Raw genomic sequence first — 16,183 nt, 5'->3', positions numbered from 1 at the left:
AACCTGCGCCATACAAAATTTTGAGCATATACAATTTTTTATATAATTTACCATACATACTATCATATTGTTACAAATTACGCAATACAGTTGTCGCACTTTTCTATAAATTGTGTCAGATCCGTTAAAGCTCTTGTCGCAATCGCCAGATTTTTTTTCTTCTTATCTTTAATCTTATGTTCTAAGGGCGGCATTAGACCAAAATTAATATTCATCGGCTGAAAATTTTTAACATCAGCATGAGTAATGTAGTGGACCAATGCTCCATGAGCCGTGGATTGGGGAAAAATAAGAGGCTCTTTGCCCGCAGCCAGACGGGCAGCATTCATGCCGGCCAGCAAACCCGTGGCAGCTGATTCTACATATCCTTCTACGCCGGTGATTTGTCCGGCAAAAAAGGTACGGGCAAGATTTCTCATCTGCAATGTCGGTAATAAATGCAGCGGTGAATTAATATAGGTATTGCGGTGCATAACGCCTAAGCGGACAAATTCCGCATTCTGCAACCCTGGAATGAGTTGAAATACTCTTTTTTGCTCAGGCCATTTCAGATGGGTCTGAAAACCTACCATGTTATATAAGGTGGCTGCGGCGTTATCCTGTCTGAGCTGAACCACGGCATAAGGGATTTCAGTCGTTTGAGGATTCACCAGTCCCACCGGTTTTAAAGGCCCAAACCGCATGGTGTCAATGCCGCGGGCAGCCATGACTTCAATGGGCATACAGCCTTCAAAAAAAATCGCTTTTTCGAATTCTTTTATCGGCGTGGCGTCAGCGTTTATCAGTTCGCGCCAAAATATCTCATAGGTTGGTTTATCCATCGGACAATTTAAATAATCATCGTCGCCCTTGTCATAGCGGGAAGCGCGATAAATGATATTCATATCCAGAGAATCCGCCGCAATTACCGGCGCGGCCGCATCATAGAAATAGAACTGGTCGCCTGTCAAAGCTTGGATATGTTCTGACAGGCCGGGCGATGTCAGCGGTCCGGTGGCAACGATAATTACTTCATATTCATTTAACGGGATGGTTTTCAACTCTTGGCAATGGACCTGAATCAGAGGATGATTGCCGAGTGTCTCAGTGATATAAGAACTGAACCCGTCCCGGTCCACTGCCAGCGCGCCTCCGGCCGGCAGACGGCATTTATCCGCCGCCTTCATAATAAAGGATTCTAATTGCCGCATTTCTTCCTTCAGCAGACCAACGGCATTCTCTAAAGCCGCAGCGCGGAGAGAGTTGCTGCACACCAACTCGGCAAACATGCCGGTTTTATGGGTGGGAGTCATGGATGCGGGGCGCATTTCAAACAAGTCAACCGGTATTCCCCGTTTCACCAGTTGCCAAGCGGCCTCACAACCGGCCAACCCTGCCCCGATAATTGCAATATTAGACACTTTTTTTCCTCCGAGTAGCTTGTTGCTTTCTTTTCTTCGCGGCCGCCGGCATTTCGTCGCCTTCCGGTTTGTCCTTTGCTGTGACTTTGCCCTGGTTGCTTGGACAGGAGTCGTTGCTGCAGCGCACAACAGAATTCCCTCTGGGAAACCTGTGTCTGACCATAAAGGCGCCGCAGGTAGGACATGAAGTGGTCAAGGGCATATCCCAGGTGACAAAATGACAGGCCGGATAGGTTGAACAGCCATAAAAGGTTTTTCCCCGCTTGGTGCGACGTTCGATAATGGCGCCACCGCAGACCGGGCAGGGTACCCCCACCTCTTTGATGATAGGCTTGGTGTTGCGGCATGCCGGGAAACCGGGGCAGGCAAGAAAATCTCCGTATCTGCCGTGCTTGACCACCATCATTTTGCCGCACTGTTCACAGGGAATATCCGACACCTCCACCGGCAGTTCTACCTGTCCGATTTCCTGTTCAGCATGTTCCAAATGAGCAGCAAAGGGGCGATAAAAATCCTTTAGTGTGTCGTTTGGCGATGATTGTTCTTCAGCAATGGCGTCCAGTTTATCTTCCAATGCAGCAGTAAAGGCCGCATCCACAATATCCGGAAAGTATTGTTTGAGCAAATCCACCACCACAAACCCTAATTCGGTAGGTTGAAACCGTTTTTCCGTTTTTTCCACATAACCTCGGGCCAGAATGGTCTCAATAATCGGGGCATAAGTGCTGGGACGCCCAATCCCTTTCTCTTCCAGGGTTTTGACCAGGGTGGCTTCGGAATATCGGGGAGGAGGCTCGGTAAAATGTTGAACCGGATTCACTTTATAAACTTTTAGTTCCTGGCCGGCTGTCAGCTCCGGCAGGGATACTTCCTTATCGTTATCGTCTTCTTCCTCTTTACCTTCGGTATAGACCGCCAGAAAGCCGGGAAATTTCAGTCGGGAGCCGACGGCGCGAAATTTAAACCGTCCCGCCTGTATATCAATGGTCAGGGTATCGTAGATGGCAGGAGCCATTTGGCTGGCTAAAAATCGTTCCCAAATTAAACGATATAACCGGAGCTGGTCTTTGTTCAGATTCGCCGCCACACGCTCCGGGGACAGCTCTAAGCTAGTAGGACGGACGGCTTCATGAGCGTCCTGTGCGTTCTTATTGGAATAAACCGGCGGCTTCTCGGGCAAAAAGTCATTGCCAAAACGGCTGGTAATATAGCTGCGGGTGTCTTCCTGGGCGGAAGGAGCGATGCGGGTGGAATCGGTACGCATGTAGGTAATCAAACCCACCGAGCCAATACCGCTGATATCCAGACCTTCGTATAGCTGCTGGGCGACCATCATGGTTTTCCTCGCCGTAAATCCCAGTTTGCGAGCGGCATCCTGTTGTAAACTGCTGGTAGTAAAAGGAGCGTTGGGATTTCGCCTGCGTTCCCGCCGTTTCACTTCCCGGACAATAAATGTCGCCTTTTCCAGTTCATCTTTGATGGTATTGGCATGGGCTTCATCGGGTATTTCCGGTTTCTGCCCGTCAACAGCGATCAACTCGGCATCAAAGAGGGGTGACTTTAACTTTTCCCGCAATTTAGCAGTAACCGTCCAATATTCCTGAGTAACAAAGTCCTGGATCTCCCTTTCCCGGTCGCATATCATCCGTACCGCCACCGATTGAACCCGGCCGGCGCTGAGGCCTTTACGCACTTTTCGCCACAGGAGAGGACTCAATTTATAGCCTACGATCCTGTCCAAGATACGCCTGGTTTGCTGGGCATCCACCTGGGACAGATTGATGGCCCTGGGTTTTAGTACGGCATTTTGAATGGCCGTTTTGGTGATCTCATGAAATACGACCCGCTGAGACTCTTCCACAGGGATATTGAGAATGTGGGCCAAATGCCAGGCAATGGCCTCTCCTTCCCTGTCAGGGTCAGTGGCCAGATAGACGGCGTCGGCTTTTTTTGCTTCATCTCTCAGTTGTTTGATAATATCGCCTTTACCCCGGATATTAATATATTTGGGAACAAAGTCATTGTCTACATCCACGCCAAACTGGCTTTTCGGCAGATCGCGCAAATGACCCATAGATGCGCGGACAGTATACTTTTTTCCCAAAAATTTTTCAATGGTTTTCGCTTTTGCCGGCGATTCAACCACGACCAGTACTTTTTTCATCTGTGTCCCTCCTGAGCCGTCCTAACATAACAATTGCCCGGCAACGAGGCGATTAACCCTCTGAGCTCCAGCTGCAGCAGTAGACAGGAGACCTCAGACGCCGGCAAATGGCTCTGAACGACTATTTCTTCCGAAGAGGAAGAACGATCATACCCGATATAGCGGATCACCGTCTGTTCATCGCCGGTGAGCTGTTCCGGATCCGGCGGTTTAACCGGAATTATTTCATAATCCTCCAAGACATCTTCCACCGAATCTACTAATTTGGCTCCTTGCTTAATCAGGCGATGGGTCCCGGCCGAAACGCCGGAAAAAATACTGCCCGGAACAGCATAGACATCGCGGCCTTGCTCCAGGGCAAAATCCACTGTGATGAGAGCCCCGCTCTTTTCACCTGCTTCGATGACCATGACAGCCCGTGACAATCCGCTGATAATCCGGTTGCGGGCCGGAAAATAACTCTTATGGGGAGGTGTGCCGGGAGGGTATTCTGAAACCACCGCGCCTGTTTCGGCAATGGCCCTAAGCAGCTTGGCATTCTCAGGAGGATACGCCACATCCACGCCGCACCCCAGTACCGCCAGCGTCTTCCCCTGTTGCATGGCGCCTCGATGAGCCGCCGTATCAATACCCCGGGCAGCGCCGCTGATAATCAGTAATCCTGCTGCTGCCAGCCGGGAACCAAACAATTCTGCTGCATTTTTGCCATAAATACTGGACCGTCTGGTGCCGACAATGGCAATACTGTCGTTGTCTTGAGGAAGCTGACCACGATAGTAAAGGGCCAAAGGCGGATCAAATATATTTTTCAAGAGTTGCGGATATGCCGGATCAGTCAGCAGACAAATCCTAATCCCGGCTTTTCTCCATCCAGTTGCCAGCAACTCTATATCTATCTTTTCCCTCTGCTTATACAAATTATTACACGTAGTCTCATCGAGACATTGTGATAAAAACAAGTCGCGCCTACTAGCCTGCCAAGCCTGCCGGGCGCTGCCGAAATGATGCGTTAACGCTTTTATCCGCGCCTGACCGATGCCGGAGACCATTTGCAAAACTGCAAGAAAGATACCTTCTGATTCGTTTTTTCCCCATACCTCTTCTCTTTCCATTTTTACCATCTCAAACCTCCAGTCCGGCTCCGTCAAAAAGCTGCAGTGATAATGGCCTTATTATATCTACCTGGGGAAGAAGGGTCAAGATAATAATAAAAAATTCACCAAAAATTAAGACATATGTCTCGAAATATCTAAAATACCTATAGCAATCTCATCAGCAGCCCGTTTCTTCTCAGAGAGCAAAACGGTTTCAGGCTGATAGCCTGTTAGCAGAAGCATCTGCCGCACTGCCCGGACCACTTCTTGGCAGGAATCCGCCCGGATAGCCCGGCGACGTTGCAGCAAAAACTCTGCATTAGCCTCTTCCTGACCAGGAAGAGGTCGAAACAGCAATAGCTGCAGTCCCATGCACAACGCTTCCGCTACTGTCATGCCGCCCGGTTTTGTGATCAGTAAGTCAGAAACCGCCATATAGTCCGGTATACGGGACGTAAATCCCAGGACCAGGACCGAATGGCGGCAGGAATGCCGGCGGACACGCAGGCGGTCCGCCAATTTATGGTTATGGCCGGCAATAACAATAATCTGCAAGGAGGATTCGATCTCTTCTAAGGCGGCTAAGATGGATTCCACCGGCAATAAACCGGCCCCGCCACCCATTATCATAATCGTCGGCACATCTGTTCTTAGATGTAACCGTCGGGCAATCATTGTTTTTTGCACGGGGTCCGCCGGGTAGAAATCAGCATGCACCGGGATACCGGTTACCGTAATTTTATCCCGGCCAATGCCGGCATTCTCCAGTATAAACCGCAAGTCCTCATGAGGGATATAATATCGGTCCACTTCAGGGTAAAGCCACAAGCGGTGCACCACATAATCGGTAACAACTCCGACCAGAGGGACATCCAGCAGGCCCCGGCGCCGCATATAGGCCGCAAGACCTGCCGGCGTGGCGTGAGTACAAACCACAATATCCGGTTTAAAATCCGCAAAATAAGCCTGCATTTTCTTGGCAAAATAACGGCTGATCAAATCACGTCCCCAAAGTGCCAGGCTACTGTCGTTTCCCCAGCCGTAAGCAGCCGCATATGCCTGAGGAAAAAGCCGCAAAATGCTAAAATATACTGTCAAAATTCCTTTCGCAATCCAGGCAGGGAGAAAAGCAAATACATTCAACACCCTGCACTCGATTAATGCGCTTCTCCGGTTAATGGCGCAGGCCACAGCTTCGGCCGCGCGGATATGTCCGGCTCCGATAGGAGCGGCAAGCAGCAATATTCTGGCCGGTTTACTTCTATTGATACTCATGTTTCTCCACGCTCCAACCTATCCGTTCCACCGGAACGACAGCAACCGGTTCACATGCGGCCAAAAGCTCAGTCAAACCCCGTCCCGACAACTTCAGGCCGGGCGCAATTTCAAAAAGCGGAATCAGTACAAAAGGGCGAAGATGCATTTGAGGATGAGGCAGAGTTAAAGCCTCACTCTGAATTACCTGATCGTGATACAGCAACAAATCGATGTCAATCGTACGCGGGCCCCAATGAACGGCACGAACCCTGCCCAACTCTTTTTCCACGGCCAAACAGGTATGTAATAACGCTTGAGGTGGTTGCGGCGTTTCAATAGCGGCCACTGCATTTAAAAAGGACGGTTGTTCCAAAAAGCCCACGGGTTCAGTCTCATAAAGGGAAGAAACCTGGCGAATCTGGATATCGCCGGTAGCGGTTAACCGATTCAGTGCCCGAATGATATTACTCCGTTTGTCGCCCAAATTGGATCCCAGGCCAAGAAAGATCATTCGGCGCGCCTTTGATGAGCTTGCACCTGAATAAAGTCAAATTGACCGGGAATCGGCAGCGCAGCTTTACGAATACGTACAGTAACTTCGTTCACGGTAGGGAATTCCAATATAACCTCAGCCAGATGAGTTGCCAATCCTTCCAGCAAGTTAAACCGACGATTTTCCACTATATCCTTCACCTTACCGTATACCATAGTATAATCCACCGCGTCATGCAAATCGTCAGATTGGGCCGCTTTACTAAAATCCGCCCCCATCTCTACATCTACATAAAATCGCTGTCCCAGCTCTCTTTCATATTCATGCATGCCATGAAAACCATAAAACGTCATGTTTTGAAGTAAAATTGAATTTCTCATAATGATGCCTCCTCAAAATTCCATTCTTTATTCGCAAGTTGCAGTTGTCACTTTTTCCATAATTGCATCTGTCATTTTTGCAACGCGGGCGATGGTTTTGACATCGTGCACCCGGACAATACTGGCACCTTGATTAATGGCCCATCCTACCGTGGCAGCAGTCCCTTCCACCCGTTCTTCCACCGGCAGATCTAAAATCTCACCGATAAACTTCTTGCGGGATGTACCGATTAAAATGGGGCACCCCAGAATCTTCAACTCTTCCAGCCGTGCGAGCACCTGCAAGTTATGCTGTGAAGTTTTTGCAAAGCCAATTCCCGGATCAATAATAAAATTCTCAAAAGGTATGCCTGCTACTAAACCGATATCTATGCTTTTTTGCAAAGATGCGGCGATGGTTGAAAGCAAATCCTTATCATAGCGTGTTTCCAGCTGATTATGCATAATGATGACCGGAACCTTGTGTTTGGCTGCTATTTTCGCCATCTCAGGATTCTTTTGCAATCCCCACACATCATTAATCATATGGGCCCCTATTTTTAACGCGGCTTCAGCAACCTGAGGCTTATAGGTATCAATGGAAATTGGCGTTGAAATCTGTTGTACGAGTTTCTCCAGGACCGGCAGGAGACGTTCTGCCTCTTCTTCGGCGGAAACCGGACTGGCGCCATAAGGCCGGGTCGACTCAGCTCCTATGTCCAGAATATCCGCGCCGGCTTCGATAAGCTCCTGAGCCCGCTCGGCAGCAGCATCCAGATTATTATAGCGGCCGCCATCAGAAAATGAATCCGGTGTAATATTTAGAATCCCCATGATTAAAGTTTTGTTCGGCCGGATGTCCAACGTCCGTTCATCCCAGGTATAGTGACGGACGGGGAAATTTTCCGTATAATAAAGAACTTTGTCAATGGATTCAGCAACTGCCGGCAGCCCCCAAGGCTGCATTTTAAGCTGAGACAAAGCGCTGCGATACTGTTTAAACGTAGCATGGATCAAAAGATCCGTGCGTTCGATGCTTAAATCGGCTGTACCCCTGGCAACCGCCACCTCCCCGCCTTTGGCAAGAAAAGTTTGTTTAAGAAGATTCGCAGCTTTGGCCGGCACTCCTTCCAGCTTAATCGTCTTAAAGAGGCTTTTGGGAGTCATCAGGGCCACCCCATAAGGATCACATTGGATTTTAGTCAGCTCTTCGCTGGCCTGCTGCAGAGTCTGAATTTTTAGTACCCGCGGATTATACTGCATTGTGCCCTCCAACGAACGAATCATATACTTGGATAGTTTATCCGTATAAATGGGATTTCTACGTAATTTATTAACATTCCTTCAATAATATTTTATGGATACATCACAGACATAATATTCCGGTCACTAAAAACCTAATAAATTCAGCGTCTTGGAATCTACCACCCCGGTTACCTTCAATCCATGATCATATTGAAACCGTTTTACAGCCTGTTCGGTATCCGGGTTAAAAAAGCCGTCAGCTCTTCCTTCTAAGTAGCCCAACTGTCTGAGCTTATTCTGGAGTTGAACCACATCCGCTCCCATGGAGTGTTGTTTTAACACCCGTCCCATACGATACTGCGGTCCTTCTATCCGCACCGGCGTTCCTACAGGCACCCATTCAAACAATTCCTCTATGTCTTTATTACGCAGACGAATGCAGCCATGGCTGGCAAAATGGCCGATGCTCCATGGCTGATTGGTGCCATGAATACCATAGCCTCCCCAGGGTACGTCAAGGGCCAGATAACGCGTGCCAAAAACACCGTCACGGTATGATTTCCAGGCAATGACCCACTCGCCAATTGGCGTAGGAGTACCGCCTTTCCCTACGGCAATCCGGTATTTTTTATACAACTTTCCATCACTTTGAAGCTCTAAAATACGGGCTGATGTATTGATAATGATGGATATTTTTCCTTTAGGGGCAGTGACCGGTTGGTTCGGTATGGCAGCTAATTCCATTTCATCCCGGTATTCCACTCCCACCAGCAAGGTAAATATCACAACCGAAATGATCGCCAGATAGGTTACACGCCGGTTCAATGCTATCACACGCAATCCAGTCATTTCTACACCTCCTATAGATTATTATGACTGAATGTGTACATTTAGGATATGTCGCCGCGATAAAATCATCGTCACGCGCAAATACCCGATAGATGAAAAAGCAGCAGATACAGTAGTCGCCGCGGCTTTTTGGCACTGAACCTATCTTTATTACAAGCTACTGGCGTAAAATCCTGTATTGCACGGCTTCGGCAATATGGGCAGCAGTGATGGTATCTGCCTGGGCCAGATCGGCAATCGTCCGGGCTACTTTTAAAACCCGGTCATATCCTCTGGCGCTCAAATTCAGTCGTTGAAAAGCCTGGGCCAGCAGGTTTTGTGCGTCAGTATCCGGCTGACAGGCAGTTTTGATCTGCCGGTGATTCATCTGACTATTGCAAAAAATATTCCAATCCGCCAGCCGTTGCTGTTGAATTTGACGTGCCGCTTCTACTCGTTCCCTTATGGAGACAGAAGGTTCCTGGAGTGCAGTGGCTGTCATATCGCCATATTCCAGTCTGGCCACATGCACACTCATGTCAATCCGGTCCAGCAGGGGTCCTGAGATCTTTTTGGTATAGCGGGATATTTCATGGGGAGTGCAGCTGCATTCATGGGAGGCATCGCCAGCCCAACCGCACGGACAGGGATTCATAGAACAAACGAGCATTAGGCGCGCCGGGAAGGTCAAAGACGCATTTACTCTGGTCACCTGGACCTGCCCGTCTTCTAATGGTTGTCGCAAAGCCTCCAAAATATGGCGGGGATATTCCGGCAACTCATCCAGGAATAACACGCCATTATGACTCATTGTCACTTCGCCGGGTCTGGGAATACTGCCGCCGCCAATCATCCCGGCAGCCGAAACAGTGTGGTGCGGGCTGCGAAATGGCCTGGAATGGGCTATGCCTGATTGGTTATGCAGTACGCCGGCCACACTTTGGATCTTGGTTACTTCCAAAGCCTCCTGCTCCGACATAGAAGGCAATATACCAGGAAGACGCCTTGCCAGCATGGTTTTACCCGAACCCGGCGAACCAACCATCAAAATATTGTGTCCGCCTGCAGCAGCGATCTCCAGAGCCCGTTTAGCTACCAATTGTCCTTGCACATCGGCGAAATCTTCCAAGATTACCCTGCCTTGGCTTGGGGGCGTACAGACCATCTGAGGAGGTAGCAACACCTCGCCTCGCAAGTGGCGAACCAGCTCCATCAATGCAGATGGAGCATAAACGGTTAATCCGCCAGCCAGCAAAGCCTCCTGGGCGTTATCCGGCGCCAGGACAATCGTATCAAATCCTTGTTTTTTTGCCTGCAAGGCAATGGGCAACACGCCTGAAACCGAGCGCAATTTTCCTTCTAGGGACAATTCGCTGATGAATACTATATTGTGGAAACCAGCGGCAGGGAGTTGACCGGTGGCGGCGATAATGCCGACAGCAATGGGCAAATCCAGCCCAGAACCGTCTTTGCGAATATCAGCCGGCGCCAAATTAATCGTGATACGTTTATTGGGGAAAGCAAAACCTGAATTTTTGATGGCTGCTCTGACCCGTTCCCGCGACTCCTTCACGGCGGTATCCGGCAGCCCAACAATGTCAAACCCCGGCAATCCGTTGGCAATGTCCACTTCCACGGTTACCGGTATTCCTTCTAAACCTAGGGTGGTAGAGCCATGGACCTGTGCGTACACCTGCTGTTTCCTCCTGAGGGACCGTTAAAAAGGCCCCGGATTCTAGTCGCCAAAGGCATTCACAATATGATTGAACTCAAGACTATTGTTTTTTACATTCACTTCAACCACATCAAAGCGCAGATTCGCCGCATCCAGGCGCTTTTGGCTCAAGTAGATTTGCGCTGTTTTGATGATTTTTTGCTGTTTGTGCCATATCACAGCTTCGGCTCCCGTCCCGAATGCAGCCCCGCGCCGGGTCTTTACCTCGACAAAGACCAAATCTTCTTTGTCCCGGGCAATCAAATCGATTTCCCCCCAGCGGGTACGAAAGTTTCTCTCCATGATAGCATATCCTTTCCGGGTCAAAAACAGACTCACCGCCTGTTCTCCGGCCTTGCCCAAATCCAGATGATTCATGAAGCCTCCTTATGAGTCGTTGCGCAGCCTTTCTGTGGCCTCGAACCTGAGCCCGTTTAAAAAGGTCCAGATGCTAGGTCAGAGAGACGCTCTGCGTCTCCGTACTGAAGAATTCATATGACTTTCACTCATGAGAGATCATCTACTATTACCACTCTCTGAAAAGTCATGAATTCTGATACAGCGCGACGAGGACGCGTGTGAGACTGTACGTTCGCAGGGTACGTCAAGCGCCCACAGGAGCAACAACGCAGATGGGTCTTTTTCAGCGTTCCCCTGCTATTTGATGCGTTTTCCCAGTACCTGGTCCAGACGATAGATGTGAGCCAGCACCTCAGCTACGGCGTTGTACAACTCCGGCGGCACTTCCCGGTCAATTTCCACCGCCATTAATACATTGGTCAATGTCTTATTTTGATAAACAGGCACAGCGTTCTTTTGGGCTACCGTCAGAATCTGCTCGGCAATAAAGCCGGCGCCCTTGGCTACAACTTTCGGCGCTATGTCTTTGGATTTATCATACTTTAGAGCAATTACTTTTTGGGTTCTTCCTTTTCTTTACTGCCGAAATCTTCCCGGGCGGATGTCATGGTGCAAACCTCCATTTGGCATCATGCGGCACCGGTATCTTGCGTTGCTTCAACCATACACTTCGCGTTGCAAGATCCTACGTTCCGATCATAATATCCGCTAATTTTAAGGAAAAGCCGGCATCATTAAAACCGGCCCGAATGGCAGGCACGAAGCCGTTAAACATTTCAGCCGCCTCTTCATTGGAAAACAGGACCCGGATATCCAACAGTTCTTTTTTATACAGGCGAAAGACCGTATCTACCTGCCCCATATGCTCAGTCATCAGCGATATTTTCATCCAGGTCTCAAATTCGGTCGTTTCGGCGGTACTGTCGTCTTCCTGCTGATTAAAGATATGAATATGGGCAGGATAGGGTTCTAAAGCATCGCCAAAATACAGGGGCAAAGAGAAATTCAGGGTGGTCTGCCCCTTGCCCTGGGTCTCGGCGGCGAAAGAAACTGTCTGTTGTATCGAAGCGGCAATTTCTTTTACAATTTGCGCGTCTTTTGCCAAAGTCTCTCGAGGCTGCTTCGCCCAGGCAAGAGCTTCATTCATTCGCAAGGCGGTCCAGGCTTGCTTAAGCTGAGGTGTATCGTAACGGCTGGCAGCCTGTTGAATGATTTTCGGCATGCTTTTTTCCGCCTGATCCGCCATTTGTCTCAGCAGAGACTGTTCTTGAGTTTCTGTCCGCTGCGCCTGTTTAGCGGCAGCAGGATTCTCCAGTATGCCTTTATTGGCACTGGCAAACATCTGTTGAAATAGAGTTTTGACCATCTGTTCCTGCTGCGGCCGGTCCAAAACCTGAGTTGTTAAAAGGGCCAAACGACCAGAAGCCGGTAAATTGTCCATTCTTCCCGAAGTTATTTCCCGGGCGGCGGGGCGCGATGATGCTTGTTTCGACTGCTGCGGCCCTGCAAATACTTCCTGAGACGGCGCGGTCATCTTTCCTTGAACCCAAGTCTGGGGTGACGCTACCGTAGAGGAGCTTGCAGTTTGCGACAAAGTTGCCTGGGTTTGGCCGGGCAGAGCATTCTTGTGAGTCAGCCCGGCATTTGTCCGAACAGATTGTTCAGCGGCTTTACTCTGGTCAACAGCGGTTTTGATCTGCGTTAAAACTTGCCGGATTTGTTTTTCTGTTTCCGCCAAAGCTTTTTGGATATCCTGAGGCACTCCCCGGGGAGCTTGCTGCTGCAGCTTCGCCGCATCTTCCAGTAGAGCAGCCAGTTGAGTCATCTGTTCCGAAAGCATTTTGGGCGCTTTCATCAAAGAAACAAATCCCTGGGGCAGTGTTTCCTGCAGCAAGAAGGGCTGCTTCAGAGCCGTTCTTACCGCATTGGCCACATCCGGGGATAAGTGCCGCAGCATGGATTCCTGCTGGTTGAGCAGCAAGCTTAGGTTCTCCAGCGCCGAACGGAAAATATTGCCTAAATTGACCTGAAAGCCTTGGCCACTGGACAGAGCGGCATGAGTAGAAAGAACAGGCTGCGCTGCCGGCTGTTCGGCAACGGCCTGTTGGGTTGTCACCGGGGTTGCCGCCGGTTGTTGGGCAGGTGTGATAGTGCTGACATTCATAATGCCCCCTCCTTGCTGAACTTCGATTTGATCGGCTCAAAACTGCGGCGGTGAATAGGACAAGCCCCGAAATGTTCGATGGCTGACATATGCTGTTTTGTGCCATAACCCTTATGTTGGGCAAAGCCGTAGGCCGGGAATTCCTGATCGAGCTGAATCATAAGCCGGTCCCTGACCACCTTGGCCACAATAGAGGCTGCGGCAATTGAGGCGCTAAGTCCATCGCCGCCAACGATACATTGGGTTGGAACAGGAAGTTGGGGTCCCCTGGGGCCATCAATCATTACTGCCTGAACCTTAGGCTCCAGCGCAGCCGCCACCTGGCTCATCCCCTGCAACGTTGCCTGCAGGATATTCATCCGGTCGATTTCTTCCACTGAAATAATGGCGTAGGTTACGGCAACAGCTGTATTATAAATTTCATCGTATAACTTCTCCCGTTGATTAACCGTCAATTTTTTGGAGTCATTCAGCTGCGGCAAAAAAGCCTCTAACGGCAGTATAACCCCAGCCACCACCAAAGGCCCTGCCAAGGGCCCCCGTCCGGCTTCGTCAATGCCGGCTATGTACTGATAGCCCCTTTCGCTGAATTGTTTCTCAGGATTATAAAGGGCCATGACCCGGTTATATTCATTCTGATTCTCTGTTTCAATCCATTTCTGTTTCATTGTGCACCCTGTTTCTTAAACTTGTCTATGTTTACATTCTTGCCGGCTCGAAAAAAACCTGACAAAAAAAAACAGAAGGCCGGCCAGATCGACCAGACTTCCGTTTCTAAAGTAAAAAATCCAGCGTTATTTTACCGAGTTTGCCATTTCTAAATTCCTGCAGCAGAATTTTACCGGCCTTTTCATAATCCACAAGCCCCCCGCTCTTCAAACAACCCCGTTTGGCACCAATCAATCCTAAAAGTGCCTGGTTATCGGCGGGAATTTCCGTTAGAGAAAACCGCTCTATCAACCGGCCAGGATATTCCTGCCGCAAAAAATCCACTAATTGTTTCAATACCGTATCATAGTCATACACATCGTCTTTCACCGCGCCGGTTACCGCTAGCTTGAAGGCTACAGCCTGATCATCCATTTTGGGCCAAAGCACGCCAGGAGTGTCTAAAAGCTCCAGCCGATTGCCGATTTTTATCCATTGCTGTCCTCTGGTAACGCCAGGCCGGTTTGCCGTTTTTACCGTAGCCGTACCCAAAAGACGGTTTATTAGCGATGATTTTCCCACATTGGGGATTCCCAGTACCATAGCCCGTACCGGACGGCTCTTTATACCCTTGGCTTCCCATTTGGCCAATTTTTCCGCAGCCGCTTGCTCCACATACTGGATCAGTTGTTTCAGACCTTTGCCGGAAACAGCTTCAATGGCAGCTACAGGCAGTCCCTGCTCTTTAAAGCGAGCCATCCACTGCTCGGTATGCCGAGAATCCGCCAGATCAGCCTTGTTGAAAGCAATGACCCTGGGCTTATCTCCCACTATCTCCTGAATCATGGGATTGGCGCTGCTCTCAGGGATCCTGGCATCTAAAAGCTCAATCACCACATCGATCAGTTTAAGATGTTCGCTGATCACTCGCCGGGCCTTCGCCATATGTCCGGGGAACCAATGGATATGCATGAAGGGCGTCCCTCCTTGATTTTGTTGCAAAATATCTGCGGCCTCAAAAGGTTCAGATGCTAGGTCAGAGAGACGCTCTGCGCCTCCGTACTGTGAAGAACTCATATGACTTTTCACTGATGAGAGATCATCTACTACCACTCTCTGAAAAGCCATGAATCTGATACAGCGCGACGAGGACGCGCGCGCCCGCAGGAGGCTGAAGTGACGCAGATGGACCTGTTTTCAACAGGTCCCTAGGGTAGGGTTTTCATATGGTCTAAAGGCCAGAACACCACCATGGCCTTGCCTTTCACCAAATCGAGCGGCACAAAGCCCACATCTCTGAAACGACTGTCTTCGGAATTGTTCCGGTTATCTCCCATGACAAAAATATGCCCTTGGGGTATGGTCACCAAAGGATAGGAGCCACGGGTGCGTTCCAGAATATAATTTTCATTTTGCAGCTGCCCGTTAAGAAATACCTGGCCGTCGCGAATCTCAATTTTGTCGCCGGCAACGCCGATCACTCTTTTAATGAAATCGCGACTGGGGTCGCGGGGATAACGAAAAACAATAACTTCACCCCTCTGCGGCTCTTTAAAGCGGTAAATAAACTTATTGACCACCAGCCGTTCACTGTTGACCAAGGTGGGACGCATGGAAGGTCCTTCTACCATATACAGCTCAACAATAAAAGACCGAATGAAGAAAGCCAATACCACAGCAATCAGTATGGAAATCAGCCAATCCTTAACTTCCTGGCCAAGCCGGGAATTGCTCATATATTCACCTCATTAAAAGGAGGGATCACGTCAAATTATGAATCGACAAGACCCCCATATTCTTAGCCATTTGGGACAACATCATACACTAATGAAGAATAGGGACTGTCCAACAGTCCCTACGTGTTCCTAGCGTTTTTCCTTGATCCGAGCTGCTTTGCCGGTCAAATTCCGCAAGTAATAGAGTTTTGCCCGACGTACAATACCGCGGCGCATCACTTCAATTTTGTCCACCCGCGGAGAATGTACCGGAAATGTTCTTTCCACGCCTACGCCATACGAAATCCGGCGTACTGTAAAGGTTTCCCGGACGCCGCCGCTTTTGCGGTTGATGACAAGTCCTTCGAAAACCTGAATACGCTCACGATTGCCTTCCACTACTTTTACATGGACGCGAACCGTATCCCCAGGACGAAATGCCGGGATATCCTGGCGCAGCTGTTCCTGTTCAAGGGCTTTGATAATATCCATTTGTATCCTCCTTATTCAGACGTTCATATCGCCCCTGCCGGACAATAGCGGACCGCCCATGTTACACGCTAAAAATTGTATCATAATCATGTCTAAAACACAAGAAAAAATACACAAAGCTTACCTGCGGCCTCGAACCTGGGACCGTTCAAAAGGGCCCAGATGCTAGGCGCGACGAGGACGGGCGTGAGACTGTACGTTCGCAGGGTACGTCGAACGCCCGCCCGCAGGAGCAACGACGCAGATGGGG

16 protein-coding genes are annotated in these 16,183 nt (G+C 49.6%); all 16 read right to left on the bottom strand.

All coding sequences use genetic code 11. The annotated features are described in order from the left end of the window. Positions 1–77 precede the first annotated feature (77 nt). On the bottom strand, positions 78–1,400 hold the full coding sequence (gene trmFO, locus ALO_RS13315) for a methylenetetrahydrofolate--tRNA-(uracil(54)-C(5))-methyltransferase (FADH(2)-oxidizing) TrmFO (RefSeq protein WP_004096817.1): 1,323 nt from the start codon (positions 1,398–1,400) through the stop codon (positions 78–80). After that, positions 1,393–3,564 (bottom strand): type I DNA topoisomerase, encoded by a 2,172-nt coding sequence (topA, locus tag ALO_RS13310; protein WP_004096816.1) that lies wholly within the window; start codon positions 3,562–3,564, stop codon positions 1,393–1,395. Before topA ends, trmFO begins: the two co-directional genes overlap by 8 nt. Next, on the bottom strand, positions 3,561–4,685 hold the full coding sequence (dprA, locus tag ALO_RS13305; RefSeq protein ID WP_004096815.1) for a DNA-processing protein DprA: 1,125 nt from the start codon (positions 4,683–4,685) through the stop codon (positions 3,561–3,563). The genes topA and dprA overlap by 4 nt, the downstream gene beginning before the upstream one ends. Positions 4,686–4,790: 105 nt before the next feature. Beyond that, positions 4,791–5,933: an MGDG synthase family glycosyltransferase gene (locus ALO_RS13300; RefSeq protein WP_004096814.1), complete on the bottom strand. Its 1,143-nt coding sequence runs from the start codon at positions 5,931–5,933 to the stop codon at positions 4,791–4,793. Further along, positions 5,920–6,426 carry a 2-amino-4-hydroxy-6-hydroxymethyldihydropteridine diphosphokinase gene (folK, locus tag ALO_RS13295; protein ID WP_004096813.1) on the bottom strand — a complete coding sequence of 169 codons (507 nt, stop codon included), beginning with the start codon at positions 6,424–6,426 and terminating at the stop codon, positions 5,920–5,922. The genes ALO_RS13300 and folK overlap by 14 nt, the downstream gene beginning before the upstream one ends. Then, positions 6,423–6,788, bottom strand: coding sequence for a dihydroneopterin aldolase (gene folB / locus ALO_RS13290; protein ID WP_004096812.1), 366 nt, complete (start codon positions 6,786–6,788; stop codon positions 6,423–6,425). The genes folK and folB overlap by 4 nt, the downstream gene beginning before the upstream one ends. Before the next feature lie 27 nt (positions 6,789–6,815). Continuing rightward, on the bottom strand, positions 6,816–8,030 hold the full coding sequence (gene folP / locus ALO_RS13285; protein WP_004096811.1) for a dihydropteroate synthase: 1,215 nt from the start codon (positions 8,028–8,030) through the stop codon (positions 6,816–6,818). A gap of 126 nt (positions 8,031–8,156) precedes the next feature. After that, the gene (locus ALO_RS13280; protein WP_004096810.1) at positions 8,157–8,861 is read right to left on the bottom strand and encodes a L,D-transpeptidase family protein; all 705 of its coding nucleotides are present in this window, start codon (positions 8,859–8,861) and stop codon (positions 8,157–8,159) included. Positions 8,862–9,018: 157 nt separating this feature from the next. After that, complete coding sequence (locus ALO_RS13275) at positions 9,019–10,533, bottom strand: YifB family Mg chelatase-like AAA ATPase (protein ID WP_004096809.1); 1,515 nt, start codon at positions 10,531–10,533, stop codon at positions 9,019–9,021. A gap of 42 nt (positions 10,534–10,575) precedes the next feature. Then, a complete protein-coding gene (locus tag ALO_RS13270; protein WP_004096807.1) occupies positions 10,576–10,932 on the bottom strand; it encodes a YraN family protein in 357 nt (118 codons plus the stop codon). A 279-nt stretch (positions 10,933–11,211) separates the two neighbouring features. Beyond that, positions 11,212–11,466 carry an EscU/YscU/HrcU family type III secretion system export apparatus switch protein gene (locus tag ALO_RS13265; protein ID WP_050807015.1) on the bottom strand — a complete coding sequence of 85 codons (255 nt, stop codon included), beginning with the start codon at positions 11,464–11,466 and terminating at the stop codon, positions 11,212–11,214. 133 nt (positions 11,467–11,599) lie between these two features. Beyond that, positions 11,600–13,078, bottom strand: a complete 1,479-nt coding sequence (locus ALO_RS13260) for a hypothetical protein (RefSeq protein ID WP_004096801.1) — start codon at positions 13,076–13,078, stop codon at positions 11,600–11,602. Beyond that, complete coding sequence (locus ALO_RS13255) at positions 13,075–13,746, bottom strand: ribonuclease HII (protein ID WP_004096800.1); 672 nt, start codon at positions 13,744–13,746, stop codon at positions 13,075–13,077. The genes ALO_RS13260 and ALO_RS13255 overlap by 4 nt, the downstream gene beginning before the upstream one ends. Before the next feature lie 106 nt (positions 13,747–13,852). Further along, the gene (ylqF, locus tag ALO_RS13250) at positions 13,853–14,698 is read right to left on the bottom strand and encodes a ribosome biogenesis GTPase YlqF (RefSeq protein ID WP_004096798.1); all 846 of its coding nucleotides are present in this window, start codon (positions 14,696–14,698) and stop codon (positions 13,853–13,855) included. Positions 14,699–14,934: 236 nt separating this feature from the next. Continuing rightward, the gene (gene lepB / locus ALO_RS13245) at positions 14,935–15,462 is read right to left on the bottom strand and encodes a signal peptidase I (RefSeq protein WP_004096797.1); all 528 of its coding nucleotides are present in this window, start codon (positions 15,460–15,462) and stop codon (positions 14,935–14,937) included. A gap of 129 nt (positions 15,463–15,591) precedes the next feature. Next, entirely contained in the window at positions 15,592–15,933 is a 342-nt protein-coding gene (rplS, locus tag ALO_RS13240; RefSeq protein ID WP_004096795.1) for a 50S ribosomal protein L19, read from the bottom strand. Positions 15,934–16,183 lie beyond the last annotated feature (250 nt).

It is taken from the genome of Acetonema longum DSM 6540 (genome assembly GCF_000219125.1).
GTDB lineage: Bacteria > Bacillota > Negativicutes > Sporomusales > Acetonemataceae > Acetonema > Acetonema longum.
Note: the sequence above shows the minus strand (reverse complement) of the source record. Positions and strands in the feature narration are given on the sequence as shown.